The sequence below is a fragment of the Stenotrophomonas sp. Steno-C15 genome, assembly GCF_056393265.1.
In genome coordinates this window covers 33,946-56,820 of the sequence record NZ_JBWJPF010000013.1, presented here as the reverse complement: position 1 = coordinate 56,820, position 22,875 = coordinate 33,946, and the positions used below count along the sequence as shown (strand labels likewise).

25 protein-coding genes and 1 pseudogene are annotated in these 22,875 nt (G+C 68.3%); 14 read left to right on the top strand and 12 right to left on the bottom strand.

Annotated elements, in window-relative coordinates; all coding sequences use genetic code 11:
- Nucleotides 1-64: 64 nt before the first annotated feature.
- From AC06FB_RS11625 to AC06FB_RS11610, 4 genes are all read left to right on the top strand, one after another.
- On the top strand, nucleotides 65-1,126 hold the full coding sequence (locus tag AC06FB_RS11625) for a two-component system sensor histidine kinase NtrB (protein ID WP_053518064.1): 1,062 nt from the start codon (nucleotides 65-67) through the stop codon (nucleotides 1,124-1,126).
- Entirely contained in the window at nucleotides 1,119-2,567 is a 1,449-nt protein-coding gene (gene ntrC / locus AC06FB_RS11620; protein WP_065174140.1) for a nitrogen regulation protein NR(I), read from the top strand. The genes AC06FB_RS11625 and ntrC overlap by 8 nt, the downstream gene beginning before the upstream one ends.
- Before the next feature lie 93 nt (nucleotides 2,568-2,660).
- On the top strand, nucleotides 2,661-3,227 hold the full coding sequence (locus tag AC06FB_RS11615) for a superoxide dismutase family protein (protein ID WP_053518061.1): 567 nt from the start codon (nucleotides 2,661-2,663) through the stop codon (nucleotides 3,225-3,227).
- A gap of 32 nt (nucleotides 3,228-3,259) precedes the next feature.
- Nucleotides 3,260-3,880 carry a superoxide dismutase family protein gene (locus tag AC06FB_RS11610; RefSeq protein ID WP_277381273.1) on the top strand — a complete coding sequence of 207 codons (621 nt, stop codon included), beginning with the start codon at nucleotides 3,260-3,262 and terminating at the stop codon, nucleotides 3,878-3,880.
- 83 nt (nucleotides 3,881-3,963) lie between these two features.
- Here AC06FB_RS11610 and AC06FB_RS11605 read toward each other — a convergent pair whose 3' ends face one another.
- On the bottom strand, nucleotides 3,964-4,851 hold the full coding sequence (locus AC06FB_RS11605; RefSeq protein ID WP_053518057.1) for a hypothetical protein: 888 nt from the start codon (nucleotides 4,849-4,851) through the stop codon (nucleotides 3,964-3,966).
- Nucleotides 4,852-4,944: 93 nt separating this feature from the next.
- Here AC06FB_RS11605 and AC06FB_RS11600 point away from each other — a divergent pair, with 93 nt between their 5' ends.
- Complete coding sequence (locus AC06FB_RS11600; protein ID WP_111186508.1) at nucleotides 4,945-6,240, top strand: acetyl-CoA C-acetyltransferase; 1,296 nt, start codon at nucleotides 4,945-4,947, stop codon at nucleotides 6,238-6,240.
- Between the two features lie 104 nt (nucleotides 6,241-6,344).
- Here AC06FB_RS11600 and AC06FB_RS11595 read toward each other — a convergent pair whose 3' ends face one another.
- The 3 genes from AC06FB_RS11595 to AC06FB_RS11585 all read right to left on the bottom strand — a co-directional run bounded on the left by AC06FB_RS11595 (nucleotide 6,345) and on the right by AC06FB_RS11585 (nucleotide 9,552).
- On the bottom strand, nucleotides 6,345-7,655 hold the full coding sequence (locus AC06FB_RS11595; protein WP_053518053.1) for a heme biosynthesis HemY N-terminal domain-containing protein: 1,311 nt from the start codon (nucleotides 7,653-7,655) through the stop codon (nucleotides 6,345-6,347).
- A complete protein-coding gene (locus tag AC06FB_RS11590; RefSeq protein ID WP_461289109.1) occupies nucleotides 7,652-8,641 on the bottom strand; it encodes a uroporphyrinogen-III C-methyltransferase in 990 nt (329 codons plus the stop codon). Before AC06FB_RS11590 ends, AC06FB_RS11595 begins: the two co-directional genes overlap by 4 nt.
- A 104-nt stretch (nucleotides 8,642-8,745) precedes the next feature.
- Complete coding sequence (locus tag AC06FB_RS11585; RefSeq protein ID WP_461289108.1) at nucleotides 8,746-9,552, bottom strand: uroporphyrinogen-III synthase; 807 nt, start codon at nucleotides 9,550-9,552, stop codon at nucleotides 8,746-8,748.
- Between the two features lie 35 nt (nucleotides 9,553-9,587).
- Here AC06FB_RS11585 and AC06FB_RS11580 point away from each other — a divergent pair, with 35 nt between their 5' ends.
- From AC06FB_RS11580 to AC06FB_RS11560, 5 genes are all read left to right on the top strand, one after another.
- Nucleotides 9,588-10,055 (top strand): YiiD C-terminal domain-containing protein, encoded by a 468-nt coding sequence (locus AC06FB_RS11580; RefSeq protein ID WP_053518047.1) that lies wholly within the window; start codon nucleotides 9,588-9,590, stop codon nucleotides 10,053-10,055.
- A 32-nt stretch (nucleotides 10,056-10,087) separates the two neighbouring features.
- Nucleotides 10,088-10,513 (top strand): hypothetical protein, encoded by a 426-nt coding sequence (locus AC06FB_RS11575; RefSeq protein WP_053518045.1) that lies wholly within the window; start codon nucleotides 10,088-10,090, stop codon nucleotides 10,511-10,513.
- A 56-nt stretch (nucleotides 10,514-10,569) separates the two neighbouring features.
- The gene (locus AC06FB_RS11570; RefSeq protein ID WP_053518043.1) at nucleotides 10,570-11,007 is read left to right on the top strand and encodes a rhodanese-like domain-containing protein; all 438 of its coding nucleotides are present in this window, start codon (nucleotides 10,570-10,572) and stop codon (nucleotides 11,005-11,007) included.
- A gap of 100 nt (nucleotides 11,008-11,107) precedes the next feature.
- Nucleotides 11,108-11,626 carry a protein-export chaperone SecB gene (gene secB / locus AC06FB_RS11565; protein ID WP_004153553.1) on the top strand — a complete coding sequence of 173 codons (519 nt, stop codon included), beginning with the start codon at nucleotides 11,108-11,110 and terminating at the stop codon, nucleotides 11,624-11,626.
- Between the two features lie 19 nt (nucleotides 11,627-11,645).
- A complete protein-coding gene (locus AC06FB_RS11560) occupies nucleotides 11,646-12,671 on the top strand; it encodes an NAD(P)H-dependent glycerol-3-phosphate dehydrogenase (protein ID WP_053518041.1) in 1,026 nt (341 codons plus the stop codon).
- Between the two features lie 151 nt (nucleotides 12,672-12,822).
- On the opposite strand, the gene AC06FB_RS11555 is transcribed toward AC06FB_RS11560, so the two are convergent.
- The 5 genes from AC06FB_RS11555 to AC06FB_RS11535 all read right to left on the bottom strand — a co-directional run bounded on the left by AC06FB_RS11555 (nucleotide 12,823) and on the right by AC06FB_RS11535 (nucleotide 16,165).
- Nucleotides 12,823-13,302, bottom strand: a complete 480-nt coding sequence (locus AC06FB_RS11555; protein WP_193395726.1) for a nuclear transport factor 2 family protein — start codon at nucleotides 13,300-13,302, stop codon at nucleotides 12,823-12,825.
- Nucleotides 13,303-13,398: 96 nt separating this feature from the next.
- On the bottom strand, nucleotides 13,399-13,770 hold the full coding sequence (locus AC06FB_RS11550) for a hypothetical protein (RefSeq protein WP_065174145.1): 372 nt from the start codon (nucleotides 13,768-13,770) through the stop codon (nucleotides 13,399-13,401).
- A gap of 462 nt (nucleotides 13,771-14,232) precedes the next feature.
- Entirely contained in the window at nucleotides 14,233-15,279 is a 1,047-nt protein-coding gene (gene arsB / locus AC06FB_RS11545) for an ACR3 family arsenite efflux transporter (protein ID WP_478053713.1), read from the bottom strand.
- 14 nt (nucleotides 15,280-15,293) lie between these two features.
- Entirely contained in the window at nucleotides 15,294-15,797 is a 504-nt protein-coding gene (locus AC06FB_RS11540) for an arsenate reductase ArsC (RefSeq protein ID WP_065182163.1), read from the bottom strand.
- A gap of 38 nt (nucleotides 15,798-15,835) precedes the next feature.
- Nucleotides 15,836-16,165: an ArsR/SmtB family transcription factor gene (locus AC06FB_RS11535; protein ID WP_053518034.1), complete on the bottom strand. Its 330-nt coding sequence runs from the start codon at nucleotides 16,163-16,165 to the stop codon at nucleotides 15,836-15,838.
- Nucleotides 16,166-16,182: 17 nt separating this feature from the next.
- Between AC06FB_RS11535 and arsH the strand changes: the two genes are divergently transcribed.
- Nucleotides 16,183-16,923 carry an arsenical resistance protein ArsH gene (arsH, locus tag AC06FB_RS11530; protein ID WP_461289105.1) on the top strand — a complete coding sequence of 247 codons (741 nt, stop codon included), beginning with the start codon at nucleotides 16,183-16,185 and terminating at the stop codon, nucleotides 16,921-16,923.
- A 34-nt stretch (nucleotides 16,924-16,957) separates the two neighbouring features.
- Here arsH and AC06FB_RS11525 read toward each other — a convergent pair whose 3' ends face one another.
- Complete coding sequence (locus AC06FB_RS11525) at nucleotides 16,958-17,482, bottom strand: DUF6622 family protein (RefSeq protein ID WP_180876382.1); 525 nt, start codon at nucleotides 17,480-17,482, stop codon at nucleotides 16,958-16,960.
- Between the two features lie 321 nt (nucleotides 17,483-17,803).
- Here AC06FB_RS11525 and AC06FB_RS11520 point away from each other — a divergent pair, with 321 nt between their 5' ends.
- The 3 genes and pseudogenes from AC06FB_RS11520 to AC06FB_RS11510 form a co-directional block, all read left to right on the top strand.
- On the top strand, nucleotides 17,804-18,379 hold the full coding sequence (locus AC06FB_RS11520) for an OmpO family porin (RefSeq protein WP_065174160.1): 576 nt from the start codon (nucleotides 17,804-17,806) through the stop codon (nucleotides 18,377-18,379).
- Between the two features lie 222 nt (nucleotides 18,380-18,601).
- A complete protein-coding gene (locus tag AC06FB_RS11515) occupies nucleotides 18,602-19,576 on the top strand; it encodes a Dyp-type peroxidase (RefSeq protein ID WP_065174161.1) in 975 nt (324 codons plus the stop codon).
- Between the two features lie 73 nt (nucleotides 19,577-19,649).
- A pseudogene (locus AC06FB_RS11510) lies at nucleotides 19,650-20,063 on the top strand (hypothetical protein); the annotation flags it as partial.
- Between the two features lie 22 nt (nucleotides 20,064-20,085).
- On the opposite strand, the gene pnuC reads toward AC06FB_RS11510, so the two are convergent.
- Nucleotides 20,086-20,658 (bottom strand): nicotinamide riboside transporter PnuC, encoded by a 573-nt coding sequence (pnuC, locus tag AC06FB_RS11505; protein WP_459040829.1) that lies wholly within the window; start codon nucleotides 20,656-20,658, stop codon nucleotides 20,086-20,088.
- Nucleotides 20,659-20,666: 8 nt separating this feature from the next.
- Nucleotides 20,667-22,856, bottom strand: a complete 2,190-nt coding sequence (locus AC06FB_RS11500; RefSeq protein ID WP_478053712.1) for a TonB-dependent receptor — start codon at nucleotides 22,854-22,856, stop codon at nucleotides 20,667-20,669.
- Between the last annotated feature and the right edge of the window lie 19 nt (nucleotides 22,857-22,875).

The following is a 22,875-nucleotide window of genomic DNA, read 5'->3' as shown; positions in this document are numbered from 1 at the left end:
CCGGCGGGGCGCTCCGGGCTGCGGAAGGAACGCATCCGCCACGCTTTTGCACTACATTGGTGCAATGTCCGACCCCGCGCCGCCACCGTCCCTTGATGCCCTGGGTACCCCCTTGGCCTGGGCCGCTGCCGACGGTCGCATCACCGGCTGCAATCCGGCCTTCGGCCGCTGGCTGGGCGTCAGCGGCCGTCGCCTGCTGGGCCAGCCCCTGGCGGCGCTGGAGGTGCAGGGAGAGGCGCTGGCCCACTTCCTGGCCCGCGACGAGCGTGACAGCCTGCGCCTGCACCGGTTGGCACTGGCGGTACCGGGAGAGGCACCCCGCTTCGCCGAAGGCTGGATGAGCCGCCGTGATGATGGCGGCTGGCTGCTGGAGGCGCATCCGGTCGATGAGTTCCCCGGGCTTGACCCCACCCAGGCCTTGCCGAGCGCACTCAGCGCGGCGCTGAAGGGCCTGGCCCACGAACTGCGCAACCCGCTGGCTGGCCTGAAAGGCGCGGCGCAGCTGCTGGCGCGCCGTGCCGCACAGCGCGATGCCAGCGAGCGCGAACTGATCGAACTGATCGGTTCGGAGATCGAACGCCTCAACGGGTTGCTTGACCAGCTGCTGTCGCCGGCGCCGGCCGCACCGCATGCCGCCTTGAACATCCATGCAGCACTGGAGCGCGTGCTGCGCCTGGCCGAGAACGAAGCGGGCTGGGCGGTGCGCCTGCAACGCGACTACGACCCCAGCATTCCCGAGCTGGATGGCGACGCCGACCGCCTTACCCAGGCAGTGTGGAACCTGGTGCGCAATGCGATCCAGGCCGGCGCGGGCACCATCACCCTGCGCACGCGCGTGGAGCATGGTGCGCGGGTTGCCGAGCGGCTGCATACGCTGGCGCTGCGGCTGGAGATCGCCGACGACGGTCGTGGCGTACCCGAGGAGCTGGCCGAACACCTGTTCCTGCCCCTGGTCAGTGGGCGCGCCGAAGGCACCGGCCTGGGCCTGGCGTTGGCCCAGCAGGTCGCGCGCGAGCATCGCGGCACGCTGACCTACCGCTCGCGGCCCGGCCATACCGTATTCACCCTGCTGCTGCCGATCGGCAGCGGCACCGTTCCGGCCGAGGAGGCCCCGCGCGATGTCTGACGCGTCCCCTTCACCCCAGCGGATCTGGGTGGTCGACGATGACCGCGCCGTGCGCTTCGTGCTGTGCACCGCGCTGCGCGAGGCGGGCTACCGGGTCGATGATTTCGACAGCGCCGCCGCCGCCCTGCAGGCGCTGGCCGAGGGCTCTCCGCCGGCACTGCTGTTCACCGATGTGCGCATGCCCGGCGATGACGGCCTGGTGCTGCTCGACAAGCTCAAGGCTGCCTTGCCACAGCTGCCGGTGGTGGTGATGTCGGCTTACACCGATGTCGCCAGCACGGCGGGCGCCTTCCGCGGCGGCGCGCACGAATTCCTGTCCAAGCCGTTCGATCTGGATGATGCCGTAGCGCTGGCCCAGCGCGTGCTGCCGGCGGTCGCGCCGGCACTGGCCGCGCCGGTACCGGCCACGGAGGCCTCCGCCGACCCGTCGCCGCAGCTGGTTGGCGATACGCCGCCGATGCGCGCGCTGTTCCGCGCCATCGGCCGGCTCGCGCAGGCGCCGCTGGCGGTGCTCATCACCGGTGAAACCGGCACCGGCAAGGAGCTGGTGGCCAACGCGCTGCACCGCGAATCGCCGCGTGCGCAGGGCCCGTTCGTGGCATTGAACACCGCCGCCATTCCCGCCGAGCTGCTGGAGAGTGAACTGTTCGGCCATGAAGCCGGTGCATTCACCGGCGCACAGCGCCGGCACATCGGCCGCTTCGAGCAGGCCGACGGTGGCACCCTGTTCCTCGATGAAATCGGCGACATGCCCCTGCCGCTGCAGACGCGCCTGCTGCGCGTGCTGGCGCAGGGCGAGTTCTTCCGTGTCGGCGGTCGCGAACTGATCCGTGTCGATGTGCGCGTGATCGCAGCGACCCACCAGGACCTGGAAGGACGGGTGGCGCAGGGGCTGTTCCGCGCCGACCTGCTGCATCGCCTGGACGTGGTGCGCCTGCAGCTGCCGCCGCTGCGTGAGCGCCGCGAGGACATCGCGCAGCTGGCCACCACCTTCCTGGCGGCGGCCGCACGCCGGCTGGATACGCCGACCAAGCGCTTGACCGCCGCTGCACTGCAGGCGCTGCGCGAGCACGACTGGCCGGGCAATGTGCGCGAACTGGAGAACGTGTGCTGGCGGATGGCCGCACTGGCCGCCGCCGACACCATCGGCGTGGCCGACGTGGATACCGCGCTCAACCGGGCACGCACCCGGCGCAGCAGCACCGGCGGCACCGACCCGGGGCAGTGGGAGGCGCTGCTGTCGGAGTGGGCGCGGCGGCAACTGGCGGAGGGCGTGGAAGGGCTGCATGCGCAGGTGCGCGAGCGCGTCGATCACGCCCTGCTGGACGCTGCCCTGCAGATCACCCACGGTCGCCGCGCGGAAGCAGCGGCGCGGCTGGGCCTGGGCCGCAACACGCTGACCCGCAAGCTGGGCGCAGGCCGCCGCCGCGGCCCCCATTGAACGGTCCCTGCACGCGATCCTCGCATCCGCTTGCCGAACCGTTGATCCCTCATGGACGATGCCGTCCGTAGTGTCACCTGCAAGGAGTCTTCGATGCGCCTGTTACCTGCCCTTCTTCCGCTGTCCGCCGCCGCGCTGCTGTCCGCGTGTGGCAGTACGCCGAAGCCGCAGCCCACGCCACCGCCGCCGGTCGTGACCAGTACCGCACAGCAGGCCGAGGCGAATCTGGCCCCGGCGTCGGCCAGCATCGTCAGTGGCCGGCTGGTGCTGAAGGTCGAACCGGCAGGCGTACATATCACCGGCCTGGTCGGTGGCCTGCAGCCGATGCAGCAGGCAGGCTTCCATATCCACGAGCGTGGTGATTGCAGCGCTGTGGATGCCAGCAGTGCGGGCAATCACTTCAATCCCGGCGGCGTCGCGCACGGTCGCGCCGGTGCCGGAACGCATCACCTGGGCGACATCGACAACCTGCGTGCCGATGCCCAGGGCCGCGCCAACGTCGACATCCACCTCAAGGGCGTTACTCTGGGCGGAGGCGCCGCCACCGATATCGCAGGACGCGCATTGGTCGTGCATGCCAATGCCGATGACTATCGCAGCCAGCCTGCCGGCAATGCCGGCGTTCGCATCGCCTGCGGCGTGATCCGCGTGACGCGCTGATCGCCGCCGGCCATCTTCCAAGGAGAGCATCCATGCGTCTGATCCATACTTCGCTGTTCGCGGCCATCGCCGCCCTGGGCCTGGCGGCCTGCGGCAAGCCGGCCGACACCCCGCAGACCGAGACGCCGCCGGCCGCGCCGGCCGAGAGCGCAACCACCGAACCGGCGCCCGCTGCAGAACCGGCGTCCACCGCCGATGCCTCGGCCACGGCCGAGCTGGCACCCACCCAGGGCAACGAGACCAAGGGCAGCGTCACCTTCAAGTGGGTTGACGGCAAAGTGCACGTCACGGGCCAGATCAGTGGCCTGAAGCCCGGCAGCGAACACGGTTTCCACATCCACGAGAAGGGCGACTGCAGTGCGCCAGACGGCACCAGCGCCGGCGGTCATTTCAACCCGGGCAAGCAGGACCATGGCAGCGTGGCCAGTGATCCGCACCACGGTGGCGACATGCCCAACATCAAGGCCGACGACAAGGGCGTGGCCACCATCGATGGCCCGGTGTCGAGCAACGTGAACATCGGCAAGGGCGATGATTTCGACATCATCGGCCGTGGCCTGATCGTCCACGCCGATCCGGATGACTACACCAGCCAGCCGACCGGCAACGCCGGTGCGCGCCTGGCCTGCGCAGTGATCCAGAAGGCCCCGTAAGGCCGGGCCATGCCCGGCGGAATGCACCCGCCGAATCGGAACACGGTAGCGCCGGGCCATGCCCGGCGGAATGCATGCGCCGATCAGCGCGCCAGCAGCTCGCGCGCGTCCTGTCCCGCCTCGCAATGCACGAACAGCACCGGCACACCGTGTGCTTCCAGCACTGCCGCCATCTGCCGCTGGCGCATCAGGAACTGCTCGTAGATGCCCTGCAGGCGATCGCAGTCGCCACTGTCATGACTGTAGTGGGCGCACCAGCCGGCCGGATCGAACAACGCCATGCGCGCCTCGCCATGGCTGTAGCGCAGCAACGGCTCCGGTGCGGCCTCAAGCCATTCATCCTCGCCCGGCGCCATGATCGCGGTCTCGATCAACGGCCACAGCGCGGCCAGGCCCTGGTTGTCGTACTGCATCGACATCATCGCGGCCAGGTCGTTCACGGTGAAATAGCGCGCATGCTCGATGCGGGCACCGAAACTGTTCTGCGCCATCAGCGCGGTATCGGCATGGGCCATGCCATTGGCCAGCAGCACCTCTTCCAACGCATCGGCCACCGCACGGGTGGTCGCCACATCACTGCCGGTCAGCAGGAACGGCAGCACACGCAGGCCGCCACCCACCAGCGTCGAATCGGCCTGGAACGGCAGCGGCACATCGCCATTGGCATCGGTACCGAAGGCCAGCAGCCGCGGGCCCTGGTTGCGGCCCGGCGCGCGCATCTGCAGTTCTTCCAGACGGCGATGGATCGGCCAGCCCGGGCGCAGCACTTCGGCCGGGTCGAAATGGGCGGCGGCCAGGACCAGGTCCAGCTCGGCCACGGCCGGTACCAGCTTGGACAGGTCGCGGCCGACGCGCTCGGCCAGTTCACCGGCCTGGTCTGCGCTGAGTACCGCCTGGCGGGGGATCTCGCCGCCGGCCAGTTCCAGGGCCAGCACGCCAAGGGCATTCATCGCGGGGTCGGGTTTGCTCATGGTTCCACGGTTGGCCCATCACAGGGCGGCAGCTACACTTGGCCCCATTATGCCTGCTCTGTCGTGCAGGCCATGTTGCAGACACCCTCATCCATGCCAGGTATCTCCATGCCCAACGCTCGTCCCGTCGCCATTCTCGGTGGCGTCCGCATTCCGTTCTGCCGCCAGAACACCGCGTATTCGGATGTCGGCAACCTCGGCATGTCGGTACGCACGCTGGGCGCGCTGGTCGAACGCTTCGGCCTGCACGGCCAGCAGCTGGGTGAAGTGGCGATGGGTGCGGTGATCAAGCACTCCAGCGACTGGAACCTGGGCCGCGAAGCCACGCTGTCCTCCGGACTGTCGCCGCTCACCCCGGGCATCACCCTGCAGCGTGCCTGCGGCACGTCGCTGGACAGCATCATCACCGTCGCCAACAAGATTGCCCTGGGCCAGATCGAATCGGGCATCGGCGGCGGGTCGGACACCACTTCCGACGTGCCGATCGTGTACGGCAAGAAGCTGCGTGCACGCCTGCTGGCCGCCAACCGCGCCAAGAGCACCGGCGACAAGATCCGCGCGCTGACCTCCGGCTTCAAGTTCTCCGAGCTCAAGCCCGAGTTCCCGGGCGTGGCCGAACCGCGCACCGGCAAGAGCATGGGCGATCATTGCGAGGACATGGCCAAGGAATGGAACATCTCGCGCGACTCGCAGGACGAGTGGGCGGTGTCCTCGCACAAGAAGCTGGCCGCCGCCTATGAGCGTGGCTTCTTCAACGACCTGATCGCGCCGTTCCGCGGCGTGGAGCGCGACAACATCCTGCGCCCGGATACCTCGCTGGAAAAGCTGGCCACGCTGAAGCCTGCGTTCGACAAGGTGTCCGGCCGCGGCACCCTGACCGCCGCCAACTCCACGCCGCTCACCGATGGTGCCGCGGCGGTGCTGCTGGCCAGCGAGGAATGGGCCCGCGCCCACGGGCACGAGCCGCAGGCCTACCTGCGCGATGCGCATGTCTCGGCGGTCGATTTCGTGCACGGCGAAGGGCTGCTGATGGCACCGACCGTGGCCGTGCCCGAGATGCTCAAGCGCAACGGCCTGACCCTGCAGGACTTCGACATCTACGAAATCCACGAAGCGTTTGCCGCACAGGTGCTGTGCACCCTGCGCGCGTGGGAGAGCGAGGATTACTGCCGCAACCGGCTGGGCCTGGAGGCACCACTGGGCCGCATCGATCCGGACAAGATCAATCTGCTGGGCTCGTCGCTGGCTACCGGTCACCCGTTTGCCGCTACCGGTGCGCGTGTGATCGCCACGGCCGCAAAGCAGCTGGCCGAACGCGGCGGCGGCCGCGCGCTGGTGTCGATCTGCACGGCAGGCGGCATGGGCGTGGTGGCGATCGTCGAGCGCTGATCGCTGATCGCTGCAGAAGGCTGTACATGGAAAGGCCGCCCGGATGGGCGGCTTTTTCGTTGCGGACCCGGTGGGGTGCCGACCCTTCGCCGGCACTGCACCGGTCAGGGAAGACGGGGGTTGCCGAACTCGTCGCGCTCTTCGTTGGCGTTGTACACCGGGGGTTGCGGCACCGTCGGCAGATCTTCCACGGTGGCGCGCGGCGGCACTTCATCGGCACCGGCCCCTGCCGTGCGCACCAGCGCCACACTGTCCTCGCCGCGCTGCAGGCGCAGCGCGTTGGCCAGGCACTGTGCAGCCAGGGCATGTTCACCCCGCTGGGCGAACAGCTCACCCAGCGCTTCCCAGGCCGGGGCACCGGCGCCGCTGGCGATCGCTTCGTGCAGGAACGTATCGGCAGCGTCCCATTGCTGCTGGGCCAGGGCGACGCGGCCCTGTGCCAGGCGCAGCGCCGCCGAATCGTCATGCACGTTGCGCCAGCGCTGCAGGTTGGCCTGGCGGGTGGCGAGGCGTTCGGCGGGCAGGCGGCCATACAGGGCCACCAGTTCGTCGTCCCAACGCTGGTCCAGGGCGTGCTCCAGCGCCAGCAGCGCCGGCTCGTCCCAGTTCAGCGCCACCGCGCGGCTGGCATAGGCGCCCACCACGTCGGGGGTCGGCCGCAGCGCTTTCGGCGTGGCTTCCCACTGCGCGGCCAACGCATTGACGTCGGCCGCTTCCAGCAGCGCCTGCGCGGCCAGGCGCGCTTCCAGTTCGCTGTTGGATTCGGCCGGCAGCACCTTGCTCTGACGCAGGGCGCCCAGCTGTCCATACGCTTCGTGCGCACGACCGGCGCGGGCCAGTGCCTCGGTGCGCAGCCACAGGCCACGCGGCGGAAGCGGCTGGATCGCGGCCACGTCCAGCACGTTGATCGCGTCCACCGGCAGGTCGCGCGCCAGCAGCTGCTCGGCGCGCAGCAGCGCCTGCAGGGTGGCATCGGATTCACCCAGCCGCTGCAGCAGCGCCTCACCTGCGCTGGCGTCAGCACGTGCCTGTGCACTGCGCACGGCATTGGCCAGCGCCACCGCGCTCACTTCCGGATCCTTGGCGGCGCCGTCGAGCAGCTTTTCCGCACGCTGCCACTGCCCGTGCTCGTAAGCCTGCAGGCCATCGATCAGGCGCACCCGGCCCTGCTTGCGGCGGTAGCGGCCCCACGCACGGAACGGTGCGGCGATCAGGCTCCACAGCAGCCACAGCACCAGCACTGCAATCACCGTCAGCAGCGCCACCTTCGGCAGGTTGCTGTGATAGTCGTAGCCGCCATAGCGCAGAATCACTTCGCCGTAGCGGTTGAGATCGTCGGTGCCGAGCCATTGCGCGGCGACCACACCAATGGCCACGGCCAGCAACAGCACGACCAGGGATTGCAGGGGTTTCATTCGGGTAGCCTCCGGTCGGTCTGGGTGCGCAGCTGTTGCAGGGTGCTGCCTAGGACGGTGTTGCTGGTCTGCAGGGGAAGCTCGCGCAAGGCCTGCAGTTCAGCACGCTGCGCGCGCAGGGCCGGTGAATCCGGCCAGCGCCGCTGTGCCCACTGCTCCACGCGCGACAGCGCGGCGTCACGGCCGGCACGGTCGCCGCGCTCGATCGCCGCCCGGGCCAGGGTCAGTTCCAGTTGCAGTGCATCGTCGGCGTTGCGCCGTTCGGCGGCGGTCAGCGGACCGTTCTGGCGGCTCGGGCTGATATCGACGAAGGGCGCCAAAGCGGCCTGCCACCACGGTCGCGTCTGGTCGCCGGCCGGCGTACTGGCCACCTGGGTCGGCAGCCCCCGCAGGGCGCCGGCCAACGCATCCAGTCGCTGCAGCGCCTGAACGCGGGGTCCGGCACCCAACGCATCGAGGGCATCGCGCTCCTGTACCAGCGCCTGGCGCAGGTTCAGGCCCTCGCTGTCGGGCAGCGCGGCCAGCGCGGTCGCGGCCTGTGCATAAAGACGGCGGGCACCTTCGACATCGTCGGCGTAGTTCAAGCGCTGTGCGGCCTGGGTCAGCAGCAGTTCGGCCTCGTCGCGCTGCACGGCCTGCCGGCCCTGGTTGGCGCTGTCGGCGAGCTTGGCGAGGTTTTCCTCCAGCAGCGCGCTGCGCTGCGACAGGCCCAGCATCTCGTCGCGCAGCACACGGTTGGTTGCGGCCGCGTCCTGCAGGCGTTGGCTGGTTGCGCGCTGGTCGCGACGCAGCGCATCCAGCGTGGCCTCCAGGCCCTGCAACTGCACCGCCATCGTCCGCGACTGTGCTTCCTGCTCATGCTGTTGCTGCTGCCAGAAACGCCAACCGGCATAGCTCCCTGCACCGAGCACGGCCACCACCGCCAGCGGCAGCAGCAGCCAGCGCAGGGAGCGGCGGGGTGGGGAAACGGGGGCGGTGTCGTTCATCAGGCTTCCTTGTCGGCGGCGTCGCCGGAAGGGTTCCGGCAGGCAGCGTCAGGCACAGCATCCCTGTTGCCGACGACAGCGGCAAGCGTGACCCACGTCCCTGTTCAGGTCGCTGCCGGCCCGGTGAGCGTGGTGTGTGCAGCGGCGATCAACTGCGGGGTGGTCGGCCCCGCGCTGCGTACCACCCGCAGGCCCAGCGCCTGCGCCTGCACGCCCAGCCGTTCGCTGGCGACCAGCGCGGTGGCATGGGCCTGCAGCCGCTGCTGCCACTGCGGCGACAGCTGCTCCCACACACGTTGCAGGGCTTCACCGCTGCTGACCGCCATCAGCCAGGGCGCAGAACACTCTCCCAGCCGTGACAGGGCGCGAGGCGACAGGCGCAGTGGTTGGCGCCGATAGACATCGGCACGTTCGATGCTGGCACCCGCCGCCTGCAGCCGGGCGGCAATCAGGCCCCGGCCACCGGGCGCGGTGACCAGCCCGATCCGCAGGCCCTGTACCGCCGCCAGTACAGGCAGGGCCAGCAACCCCTCGCTGTCCATCCGCTGCGGCGCGTGTACCTCGCTGATGCCGTGCGCCTGCAACGCGCGTGTGGTGCCCTCGCCAACCGTCAGCCACGGGCTGTGCTGCGCCGGGCGCAGCGGCAGCAGCGCGGCAGCCGCCGTGACGGCTGCGGGGCTGGTGAACACCACCCGATCGCAGTTCAGCGCGCGTTGCAGCTGGCCCACCACGGCAGGGCCCTGCAAGCGTTGCAGCCGCCACGGCGACAGCGCCACCAGCTGCCCGCCGAGCCCCGCAACGGCGCGGCGCAGCGCCGCATGCTGGCCCTGCGGACGCAGCGAGATCAGCGTCCAGCCCGCGCCGCGGCACGCGCTGCCAGTGGGTATCGTATGGTCATCCATTGCCTGCATTATGCGGGCCCGCCGTTGTCGTGGTTGCTGCTCCGATGTCCGTTGATGCCCTGAGCTCCTCGTTGGCCTCCCTGCAGGAGGTGCTGGACTGCATGCCTGCGGTCCGTGCCATGCAGATCCGCCTGGACGGCTATGCCGATGGCGTGCTGCGCATCACCGCGCCGCTGACGGCGAACGTCAACGACAAGGGCAACGCCTTCGGCGGCAGCCTGGCCTCGGTGCTGACCCTGTCCGGCTGGGCGCTGGTCAGCCTGCGCCTGCGCCTGGCCGGCCACGACGCCGAGGTCTACGTGGCCGACAGCAACCTGCGCTACCTGGCACCGGTCTACGAAGACCTGCACGCGCAGGCCGAGGCGGCCGAAAGCGGTGCCTGGGACACCTTCCTGGCCACCTTCCGCCAGCGTCGCAAGGCCCGCATCAGCATCATCGCTACCCAGCCGGCCGCCGACGGCCGGGCCGCTGCCGAGTTCAGCGGTCGCTTCGTTGCCTTCGCCAAAGGGTAGGATGGCAGGCTGACGCCCTGCGGAAACCCCTGATGCGCCGCCTCATCCAGATCCTGTTGTGTTCCCTGCTGCTGGTCAGCGCCATGGCCGGTGCCGACGAGCTGAGCCGCAAGCAGCGCAAGATGCTGGAAGAGACCCAGATCGCCTACGGGGCGACGATCCGCTGGGGCAGCATGGACGACGCCATCGGCTACCTGGATCCGGTGCTGCGCAAGGAAAAGCCGCCCACCGAGTTCGAGCTCAACCGTTACGCACAGCTGCGGGTGTCCTCCTACCGCGAGCGCAGCAGCGCCTCGCTTCCTGATGGCCAGGTCGAGCGCCGGGTGGAAATCGGCGTCATCAACCAGAACACCCAGGCCGAGCGCACCGTGGTGGTGACCGAGCGCTGGCGCTGGGATGCCGAGGCCAAGCGCTGGTGGCAGGCCGGCGGCCTGCCGGATCTGTGGCAGGGGCAGTGACGGGCCGCGTCCGGCTTGTGCGACAATCGGCGCCCGCTTATCGACCCGTGACCTGAGTGAATTACGAAGAGTTGCTGGCCTTTGCAGGCCGAAACCCGATGCTGTCCGCGGCCCTGGTCGGCCTGACCGTGGCCCTCATCGTCACCGAAATCCGCCGCCTGTTCCGGGGCTTCAAGGGCATCAAGCCCGCCGAACTGACCCAGCTGATGAATGCGGGCGGCACGGTGGTGGTGGACCTGTCCGCCAGCGGTGACTTCGAAAAGGGCCACATCGCCGGCAGCCGAAATGCGCAGGCCAGCGCGTTCGGCCCGGAGCACAAGCTCGTGGCCAGCGCCAAGCAGGCGCCGGTGGTTCTGGTGTGCCGCAACGGCAACGCATCGGAAACCGCCGCCAAGGCGCTGAAGAAGGCCGGTTTCGAAAAGGTCTTCGTGCTCGAGGGCGGCATTCCCGCCTGGCAGCAGGCCGAACTGCCGCTGGTCAAGGGCCGCAACTGATTGCCGCAGGTGGCGGATCCGGCCTTGTATGGGCCTGATGCCGCCCCCATCGCAGTAATTCGACCCTAGTTTTCATTGCATTCACCTGGAGTTACTGGAAATGTCCGAAGAGATCACCAACGGCGCCGCTGCGCCGGTCGATGCCGCTACCGGCCCCGCTTTCACCGTCGAGAAGATCTACGTCAAGGACGTCTCCTTCGAGTCGCCGAACGCACCGACCATCTTCAATGACCAGGTGCAGCCGGAGCTGCAGCTGAATCTGAACCAGCAGGTGCAGCGCCTGGGTGAGAACGCGTTCGAAGTCGTGCTGGCCGTCACCCTGACCTGCCAGGCCGGTGAGCGCACCGCCTACGTGGCCGAAGTGAAGCAGGCCGGCGTGTTCGGCCTGGTCGGCCTGGACCCGCAGTCGATCGACGTGCTGCTCGGCACCCAGTGCCCGAACATCCTGTTCCCGTACGTGCGCCAGCTGGTCAGCGATCTGATCCAGGCCGGCGGCTTCCCGCCGTTCTTCCTGCAGCCGATCAACTTCGAAGGCCTGTACGCAGAAACCCTGCGCCAGCGCCAGGAGCAGGGCGACGCACCGTCGCTGGCTGACTCCGAGCCGGCCGGCAACGCCTGAATCCGTCGCGACGTCACGGATGAGCACTACCGCTGACAAGATCGCCGTGCTGGGCGCCGGTTCCTGGGGAACCGCGCTGGCCAGCCTGCTCGCCCGGCACGGTCATCCGACCGTGCTGTGGGGGCGTGATGCCGCCGTGGTCGAGGCCATCGACCAGCGCCACGAGAATCCGCGCTACCTGCCGGGCATCCCGCTGCCGGACAGCCTGCATGCCACCACCGACCTGGCGTCGGCGGTGCACGGTGCCGCCTGGATCCTGGTGGTGACCCCGTCGCACGCGTTCAACGAGACCGTGCGCGCGCTGGCGCCGCTGCGTCCGGCCGGTGCCGGCGTGGCCTGGGCGACCAAGGGTTTCGAGCCCGGCTCCGGCCGTTTCCTGCATGAAGTCGCGCGCGAGATCCTCGGCGAGGACGTGCCGCTGGCCGTCGTCACCGGGCCGTCGTTCGCCAAGGAAGTCACCCAGGGCCTGCCCACCGCGATCACCGTGCACGGCGACGTGCCGGCGTTCGCGCAGACCGTGGCCGAAGCGATGCATGGCCCGGCGTTCCGTGCCTACACCGGCGACGACATGGTCGGTGCCGAGCTGGGGGGCGCGATGAAGAACGTGCTGGCCGTGGCCACCGGCGTTGCCGATGGCATGCAGCTGGGCCTCAACGCCCGTGCCGGCCTGATCACCCGCGGCCTCAACGAGATGCTGCGGCTGGCCGCGGCAATCGGTGCCAAGCCGGAAACCCTGATGGGTCTGGCGGGCCTGGGCGATCTGGTGCTGACCTGCACCGGCGACCTGTCGCGCAACCGCCGCCTGGGCCTGGCCCTGGGCCGCGGGCAGACGCTGCAGGATGCCGTGCGCGAGATCGGGCAGGTGGTTGAATCGGTGCAGACGGCCGATGAGGTGATGCGTCAGGCACGCCGACACGGCATCGACCTGCCGATCTCCGATGGCGTACGCGCCGTACTGCACGGCGAGCAGACCCCGGCAGAGGGCCTGCGCGCATTGCTGGCGCGCGAACAGAAGCCGGAGTATCCGGACACGCTGTTCAAGTAACCGAAAACCCCGGCCAAGCGCCGGGGTTTTTTCATCAGGGAGTACCCCATGCGGGTGCCGGACCGGACACAGGCTTTGGTGGGTGCCAAGCTTGCTTGGCATCACGCGTGCAGCATATCCACGCATGGCGTGGATCCACTGCAACGCCCGATCACCGCGCCCGTGGCGGCGCGTTGCCGTTGTCCATGTCCGAGAAGATCAGCCAGGGTCCATCGCCCGCGCGCGTCAGCGTCAGCGTGAACTTTCCGGTATCGCTGACGTTGCCGCCAAACGTGTAGGCACCAATGATGTAGGCCGTGCTCCTGTCCACCGCGTACGCCAGCGCACGCAGGCGCAGCGGGCTTCCACCCTGTCCGGCGTAGGCGGCCGCGATCGCGTCGCGCCCGCGCACCGGCGGCTGGTGGCTCTGCAGGATGAATCCGTCTTCGGCGAACAGCGCCGCCAGTGCCTTGCCATCGCCCGCGCTCCACGCCCGCTCGTAGTCGCGCAGCACGCGATCCAGTGCCGCAGGCAGTGCCACGTCGGGCAGGCGTTCAGCGGGCGGCGGTGCGCTGCTGGCGTGCTGCGCGAGGGCAGGACCGGCCAGCAGCACGGTGGCAAGAAGGATCGCGGCATGGAAGGGTCGGCGCATGCGAAGAGTCCCGGGCGGTGGCAGAAGCCTGGCCGCAAGAATAACCACACGGGCCGGCCCCGGATCACGCGGCCGAGGGTGCGCGAAACCTCCCTGTCAGCCCGGACGCAGCAAGGTGCCGGCCTGCACTGACAGTGACAGGCAGGCCATCACCAGTCCTTCCATCACGCGATCGCCCACGTACTGCTCCTCCGGCCCGTTCTGCCGGACACGCTCTGCGGCCAGCAGCATCTCCAGCGCCACCCGCAGGCCGGCGTGCGCGCAGTCGGCATCGGCCAGCGCCAGCTGACGGCCAGGCAGCGGATGGCGTTCCGGCCAGGGCAGGCCATCGGCGGCTGCGCCGCTGCCGATCCGTTTCAGCGTGGCGATGAAGGTGTTGGGGTCGGACGGGGACTGTTGGGGGGTCGCATCGGCGTCGTTGGCCGGCGCGCTGTCGGAATGCGGAGGGGGAAACTCGGGTGTGGTCATTGATGAGGCTCCGTGCAGGACAGACGGTAGCCGCCACGGATAAAGGTGGCGGGCGGAGACGTGGCTCGAAAACCGGGAGGTTGCTAGGCCGGCAGGCACAAGGCCTCCACGCTCCGCCCGCCATGGCCGGCGGACGCGTTGCCAGCCGGCACCACACGAGGTGACACCGGCTGGCAACCGTAATCAAGCAACTCCACGGGTTTTCGATGCCCGGCCACCTTTTTGGGTGGCACTGCATCTGTACCTGTGTCACTGCGCAACGCCAATGAGCCGAGTTGTATTCAACCCACGATGCTCGACGCTTTCAGCATCCTCGCACACGGTTAAGTAGTCGCAGACGTTGATGGCGCAAGGGCCTCACGCATTCGGGGAATTTGCGACACGAGTCGTGGTTGAGTGCTTCGGGGTGCCGCGAAACTTGGACGATTGCGACAGCGCGGGCCAGAAGCAGGCATCGGCCCTCTACGACCGCCCGCGGTCACCCGCACCCTGCCTCTCGTACCAGCCTTCAGTACGGTTCACGATACGAACGACCGACAACATCACCGGCACCTCGATCAGCACACCGACAACGGTGGCCAGTGCGGCGCCCGAATGCACCCCGAAGAGCCCGACGGCGGTTGCGACCGCCAGCTCGAAGAAGTTGCTCGCGCCGATCAGCGCCGACGGCCCGGCCACGCAATGGGCGACGCCCAGACGACGGTTGAGCAGATAGGCCAGGCCCGAAGTGAAATAGACCTGGATCAGGATGGGCACGGCGATCAGCGCGATGACCAGCGGCTGCTCGACGATCTGCTGACCTTGAAAGCCGAACAGCAGCACCAGTGTCAGTAGAAGGGCCGACAGCGAAACCGGGCCGAGTCGGGTCAGCGCCAGCTGCAGACCGGCCTCGCCGCTGCGCGAAAGCATCCAGCGGCGCAGCAGGGTGGCAACACCGGCAGGTGCAACGATGTACAAACCCACTGACAGCAGCAGGGTGTCCCACGGAACAGTGATCGCGGACATGCCGAGCAGCAACGCGACCACCGGCGCATAGGCCACCACCATGATCGCGTCGTTCAGCGCGACCTGGCTCAACGTGAAGTTCGCATCGCCGCGGCACAGGTTGCTCCACACGAACACCATCGCGGTGCAGGGCGCGGCTGCCAGCAGGATCAGGCCGGCGATATAGCTGTCGATCTGGCCGGCTGGCAGCCATTCCGCGAAGAGGTGACGCAGGAATACCCAGCCCAGCAGTGCCATCGAAAAGGGCTTGACCGCCCAGTTGATGAACAACGTTACGCCGATGCCTTTCCAGTGCTGCTGCAACTGGCGCATTGCGCCGTAGTCGACCTTCAGCAGCATCGGGATGATCATCAGCCAGATCAGTGCCGTGACCGGCAGGTTGACCTTGGCCACTTCGGCGGACGCCAGTGCCGCAAAGGCGCCGGGCAGGAGGTGTCCCAGCAGGGTACCGGCCGCGATGCACAGCGCGACCCACAGGGTGAGGTAGCGCTCGAACAGGCGCATGCGCGCGGGCGCCGTCACGGTGTGCTGTCGGTCGGCTGCAACCGGCCGATCTGATCCAGAGCGTTCTGCATTGCCTCGCGGTCGGACCACAACGATCCGGGCAGATCGATCAACGCACGCAGCCGCGATTTCACGATGGCATGCGCGCGTGCAAACGCGGCTGCTTTCTCGGCATCGCTGCCTGCAACTGCGGCCGGATCCGGCTGGCCCCAGTGGCTGCGAATGAAGTCGCCAAACACCACCGGGCAGGCGTCTGCCGCAGCCGAATCGCACACGGTGATCACCAGGTCCATGGGCGCAGCATCCACGAACTCATCCCACGATTTGCTGCGCAGCCCATCGATGGTGATTCCTTCGGCCTGCAGCTGTGCGAGCGCGAATGGGTTGACCTGGCCGGTGGGGTGGCTGCCTGCGCTGAATGCATTGAAACGTTCAGCGCCCCAGGCTCGCAGCGTGGCCTCGGCAAGGACGCTGCGCGCGCTGTTGCCGGTACAGAGGAACAGGACGTTGCGTGTCATGGTGCAGTCGTTGTGATGGCAGGAGGTTGGATCGGGCTTCAGCACTTGCATGCGGGCGCAGTGGGCCCGCACTCCTCGCTCGGCGAACCCGCGCAGCAGTTGTGCGTGAGGTACTCGATCAAGCCGGTCATGGCGGCGAAGTTGGCGCGGTAACAGACATTGCGGCCCTGGCTCTCGTTCTCCACCAGGCCGGCCTGTACCAGCTCCTTCAGGTGGAAGCTGAGTGTGGCCGGTGGCACCTGCAGGGCCGCCGCGATGTCACCGGCCACGCGCCCCGCTGGACCGGCTTCCACCAGCAGGCGGAAGGCCGCCAGGCGGGTGGCGTGGCCCAACGCGGTGAGCGCGACGATTGCATTTGACGTTTCCATATTTCTAGAATAGTCGAATGAATAAGACGATCGCAAGTACCCAGCTGCCGAATCTGAGGGAAGCCTCGCTGCCCCAGCCCGACCCCAGCCTGCTCGCCGCGGGGAATCTGGGACCGCCCCGCATCCTGCTGCTCTACGGTTCGCTGAGGCCGCAGTCGTTCAGCCGCAAGCTGGCCCTGGAAGCCGAGCGGCTCCTGCAGCATCTGGGTTGCGAAACCCGGGTGTTCGATCCGCATGCGCTTCCGATGGTGGACAGCGTGGACAGGAGCCATCCCGCAGTGCAGCGGCTGCGCGCGTGGTCGCAGTGGTCTGAGGGGCAGGTGTGGGTCAGCCCGGAACGGCACGGTACCGTCACCGGCGTGTTCAAGAACCAGATCGACTGGTTGCCGCTGGAGGACGGCAGCGTGCGGCCCACGCAGGGCAGAACGTTGGCCGTGATGCAGGTGAGTGGCGGCTCCCAATCGTTCAACACCGTCAACACCCTGAGGGTGTTGGGGCGCTGGATGCGCATGCTGACCATCCCCAATCAGTCTTCGGTGGCCAAGGCCTGGCAGGAGTTCGATGAGGACGGACGAATGAAGCCCTCGCCATACTACGACCGGGTGGTGGATGTCATGGAGGAACTGGTGAAGTTCACCCTGTTGACGCGGGGCCGGGCGGACTACCTGGTGGATCGCTACAGCGAGCGCAAGGGTGACGCTGCAGCGGCAGCGCTGGCGCAGGCCGCAGGGGCGACGACCGCAGCCGGCACCGGGTGACGGCACTGCGCGACGCCTCCCGGGTGCACCCGCCTCAGCTGGCAGCCCCCATCCGGCTGTGCCCCTCAAGGCGTGCCGCCGACAGATACCGGCAGTAGCGGCCGATGAAGATGCCGGTGAAACCACCGGACAGCAGCAGGTAGGCAGCGCTGAAACCTGAGTTCGCGCTCAGCGCGGGCGACACTGCGAGCGCCGTTTCGAAGCCATACTTCACCAGGAACGTGATGAGCAGCAGCGGCAGCAGGCTGTAATCCGCGCTGCGCCACAGCCGTCCCGTCGCACTGTTCATGGCCACACGCGCCCGGCGCAGCAACAGCCAACCCAGGCCCGTTCCTGCGCCGACGCCGACCAGCCACTCGCCCCAGGCCGACCACGATGCGCCGTAGCGGTGGCTGATGGACCACACCCCCCATGCCGCGAACACCGCCGGCACGATCGCCAGCGTAGGCAACGAGGTTTCGCCGGGCTTCATGGCCGCGATGCCCCGGGTGATGAGAAACACCATCAGCACCCAGACCCAGATCGGAGTATGCGAAAGGAGTTGCTGGAACAGGCTCATGACAGGTCCCCTTGGGTGAGTGCCGGCGCAGTGGCGCCGGGCGGTGACGCGTACTATTCGCGCCGGAGCCTTCCCGAACCAGTGACAGGTGTCAGCCGCCTGAAGGGACATGACGGGTAGGTGACCCTGGCATGCAGCAGCATGCTGCTGTCGACCAGCCCCGGAGTTCCCTGAACAGCAACTTCATTCATGTACCGGTCAGTTCAATATTCAGGGCTGATTTCGCCAACAAACGGATAATTCACACCTGTCGACCGCCTCTCCTCTCTCCCCCTCCCGGGAGGCGGTCGACGAAACCAAAATAATTAAAGGTGTGTCCCGATGAACAAGAATTCGCTGCTTGCCCTGGGTCTGCTGGCTGCCCTGCCGTTCGCTGCATCGGCTGCCGATGGCCTGTCGTACAACTACGTTGAAGGCGGCTACGTGAACACCGATGCCAAGGGCGGCGACGCCGATGGCTGGGGCGTGAAGGGCTCGGTGGCCGTCCACCCGAACTTCCACATCTTCGGCGACTACAGCGCGCAGGAAACCGACCGCTTCAAGAATGACGTCGACCAGTGGCGCCTGGGTGTCGGCTACAACTACGGCATCGCACCGAACACCGACCTGGTGGCCCGCGTGGCCTATCAGAAGTACGACGAGAAGCGCGGCCTGGACTTCAATGGCTACTCCACTGAAGTGGGCGTGCGCACCGCGTTCAACCCGTACCTGGAAGGCTACGCGCTGGCCGGCTACGAAGATTTCAGCAAGAAGCACGGCTACAACCCGGACGGCGAGTTCTACGGCCGCGTCGGTGCCACCGCCAAGTTCAACCAGAACTGGGGCCTGAGTGGCGAAGTGAAGCTGGCCAAGGCAGGCGACCGCGAGTGGTTCGTCGGCCCGCGCTTCACCTGGTAAGAAACGCTCTGTCGTTAGTGCGTGTAACTGGCGTGTGACTCTCTCTCTCTCTCCCGCACGCCATCGAAGCCCGGCCTCGCGCCGGGCTTCACTTTTCTGCGCCCCAAGCGGCTGGCGCGCGACTGAGAACCGCTCCGTCGCAGCGGAAGCCGTTCCGCTATGATCGCCCGCACATCGCTGCACCATGCGCGATGCGCCCGCCTCAAGCCCGCAGGAACTGCCGTGAATTCCCAGCCCGCACCGATCACCGCCCTCAATCACACGCTCGACAACGAGCCGCAGCAGATCACTGCGCCGCTGACCCACTCGGCCGCCTTCCTGGTGCTGAAGGTGAAGGATGATGCGGACTCGATCGCGAAGGTACGCGACGTGCTGGCCAGCACCGATGACCTGATCAAGAACACGGCCATCCGCGAGATCGAACGGACCTTCACCTGCAATGTGGCGATCGGCCACCGTGTGTGGCAGCCGCTGGTTGGCAGCACGCCGCCGCGCGAGCTGCATCCGTTCCGCGAGATCAAGGGCGCCACCCACACCGCGGTGTCGACCCCGGGCGATCTGCTGTACCACATCCGGGCACGCACGATGGACCTGATCGTGGCGTTCGAGCGCAACCTGCTGATGGCGTTCGGCGATGCGGTGGAGACGGTCGATGAGGTGGCCGGCTTCCGCTATTTCGACGGCCGCGACCTGCTCGATTTCGTTGACGGCACGGCCAATCCGGAAGGGTTGTCGCTGCCGGACGCCACGATCGTCGGCGACGAGGATCCCGCGCATGCCGGCGGCAGCTACGTGGTGGTACAGAAGTACCTGCACAACCTCGACGCATGGCGCGCGCAGAAGACCGAGGTGCAGGAGGCGATCATCGGCCGCACCAAGCACGACAACACCGAGCTGGACGATGCACCGGCCGACGCGCAGAAGTCGCACAAGACGCTGTGCACCATCGAGGACGCCGACGGCGAGCACGACATCCTGCGCGACAACATGCCCTTCGCCAATCCGGGGCGCGGTGAGTACGGTACGTACTTCATCGGCTACACGCGCCGCCTGTGGGTGATCGAGAAGATGCTCGAGCGCATGTTCATCGGCAACCCTGCGCCGCTGCATGACCGCATCCTGGACTTCTCTACCGCGATGACCGGCGTGACCTTCTTCGCGCCTTCGCGCAAGGTGCTGGCCGACCTGGGCGGGTAATGCCTGCCCGCCATCTGCCTGTCATCCGCGCCGCCGACGATGGAGCGCTGGACGACTGCATGAGGGTGCTGCCATGGAATCCGTACTTCGCGCCGACCGCCGCCGCTGGTGGCGACCGCTGGCATCGCTGATCGGCCTTCTGGCGCTGGGCGGCGCCGGGGCCGTCTCGGCCGATGAGGCTCCACCGCACTGGATGGCCTACGCCGCCACGGCAGGCAGTGAGCTGCAGCAGCGCCTGCAGCAGGAGCAGGACCCGAAGGTGCAGCGCGTGCTGGCCTGGCTGCAGGCGCACCCACAGGTGTCCACGCCGCTGCCGGTCAGCCTCTGGATCGCAGCCGATGGCCGCATCGCGAAACTGGAATTCGACAGTCTCGGCGATGCGCAGGCGGACGCGGATCTGCGCGCGACGCTGCAGTCGGCGCCGCTGTCGTCGGCGCCACCGGGCGACATGCGCCAGCCGTTGCGGTTGGGGCTGGTGCTGCAGCCGAAGCGAGGTGTACCGCGCGGCACTACCGCGCCGGCAGCAGCTCGCGCTCCCGCGCCGCCGAACTCCAGGCGCGCAGGCCGAATACTGCCAGCCCCAGGAAGAACACATACAGCGCGGCCGTGACGTGCAGCGACTTGAACAGGTACGCGCCCACATAGACCACGTCCACCCCGATCCACACCCACCAGCACGCCACATGGCGGCGCGCCTGCCACCACTGGCCGACCAGGCTCAGGGCGGTCAGCATCGCGTCCAGCCATGGCAGCGCGGCATCGGTGAAGGTGTGCATGACCGTGCCCAGCGCCACGCCACCGCACAGGCCGATGATCAGGTCACGCAGCAGTTTCCCGCGCGCCAGGGGCACGATGCGGATGCTGCCCTCGTCGGCGGCGTGCTGGCGCCAGTTGATCCAGCCATAGACCAGGAAGCCGGCGAAGGCGACCTGCAGCAGCGTGTCGGAGTACAGCCTGGCCTCGGCGAACACCAGGCCGTACAGCGCCACCGACAGCAGGCCGACCGGCCACGCTGCCAGCCGCCGGCGCGCCATCAGCCATACGCCCAGCACGCTGCACAACGCGGCGGTCCACTCGAGCACGGCGCCGCTCACAGCGCGAACGTCACCGACAGGCGTGCCTGTCGCGGTGCGCCGGGGAACAGGTAGTAGTCACCGCCGCTGCTGCCGGTGTCGCGCCAGTAGAAGCGGTTGAACACGTTGTCCACCGACAGGTTCCAGGTCACGGCGCGCTCATGCACGCGGTGGCGGAAGCGCAGGCCGGCATCGAACACCGAATAGTCCGGCGCACGCACGCCGCCGTCGGCACGGGCCACATTGGCGGCGGCATAGCGCCAGCCACCGGTGACATCCAGGCCCTGCACGAACGGCAGTGCGTAGGCCAGATGCACACTGGCACGCACCTTCGGCACGTTCACCAGCTGATGGCCTTCCTGGCCCGGCGTGCCGGTATCGCGTGCACGCGCCTGCAGCACGCTGGCGCTGGCGACGATCTGCAGCGCATCGGTCAGCTGGCCGTTGGCGGTCAGCTCCAGGCCGGTATGGGTCTGCGTGCCGCGCTCGACGAAGGTGTAACCGGCATCGCTGTCATCCGGCATGGCGTACTGGTAGGGCTGCGAGATGCGGAACAGCGCGGCGCCCAGGGTGAGCGAGGCAGCTGGCACGTACTTGACGCCGGCTTCCAGCTGCCGTGACTGCACCGCCGGCAGGAAGGCATCGGCGTTGGAGGTCCAGAACGGTGCCTCCTGGCCCAGCGCAATGCCGCGCACATAACTGGCGTACGCATTGAGCTGGTCGGTGGCCTTCCATACCAGCGCGGTCTGCGGCAGGAAGCGCGACAGCCGGCTGTGCCGCTGCGGCGTGCCGCGCTTGTCGTACGCGCGCTCGTCCAGGCGGACGAAGCGGCCACCAGCCAGCCACTGCCAGTCATCGCCGAACTGTATGCGGTCCAGCGCGAACACGGCGGTCTGGCGGCTGTCCAGGCGCCGTGCGGACGGGCCGGGCATCAGCGGCGAGGGCTCGTACACCGGCACCTGCGTGTCGTGGATGTTGCTGCTGCCTACGTACTCGTTGACGCTCGGTCGCCTGTCCACCGTGCGGCGGAACGTGTCGGCGCCGACCGTCAGCTGGTGGCCGACGCTGCCGGTGTCGAAGCGGCCACGCAGCTCGGCGCGCGCCTGCTGGTTGCGGCGGGTATCGTCCGGACTGCGGTAGTCGTAGATGTCGTAGTCGCCGTTGGGGGCGAAGTAGTTGCCGGGCACGCTGCCATCAGCGCACGCGTCGGCGTAGTAGCAGCCATAGGCGAAGGCGACGTTGTCGTCGATCACCGAGCGGCTGTGGCCCACCGACAGCCGCGACTGCCAGCGCTCGTTGAAGTCGTAGGTGTGTACGGCGGTGATGTTGGTGCTGGCGATCTCCACCGGGCGCTGCCACGGCTGATAGCCCAGCAGGTGCTCGCGGTCGACGCCACGAGGCAGCTCCCGTGCGCCCAGCAGCTGGTAGCCGGACACCGAGCGCTGCGAACTGGTCTGGTAGTTGGCGTCCACTTCCAGCTTGCCGCGCTCGCCGATCAGCCAGTCCGCTGCAAGCGAATAGAAGTTGCGGCGGCCGTCGGCGTGCTCGACGTAGGACTCGCTGCCCTCCCAGGCGGCATTGAGGCGGATGCCGAAACGCGGCGTGATCCAGTGGCCGACATCGACGGCGGCATAGCGCGAGCCTTCCGAATCGGTGCCAAGGGTAGCCGTGCGCACTTCCGCCGGGCGCTTGCCGATGTAGTTGATGATGCCGCCGGGTGCCATCACCCCCGCGGCGAGGCCGGCTTCACCCTTCAGGATCTCCACCGCCTGCACGTTCTCCAGCGCCAGCCGCTGTTCGCCGGCGATGGCCAGGCCGTTGAAGCGGTAGCCGGTGGCGGCATCGAGCGCGAAGCCGCGGATGGCGACGTTCTGGTAGTAGCCCACCGGCGCGTAGGCATCACCGAGCGAGGCGTCATTGCTGGCCAGTTCGGACAACGAGCGCACCTGTCGACGGTCGAGGTAGTCGCGTTCGAGCACGTTCACCGAGGCCGGGGTGTCCTTCCAGGAGCCGGCGCCGAATGCACTGACCCGCGCGCTGTCGGCCGCCGGCCTGCCGGCCTGCACGCGGACCGCTGCCAGCTCGGTGGGCGAACGTTCGCCGCTGTCGGCTGTCACGTCGGGGGAGGCTCCAGCCTCGCTGGCATGCAGCGGCAGCGCGGCACAGAGGGCGAGAGCGAGCAGGGTGGGACGCAGGCAGCGGTTCATTCGATTCGTCTTCGGACAA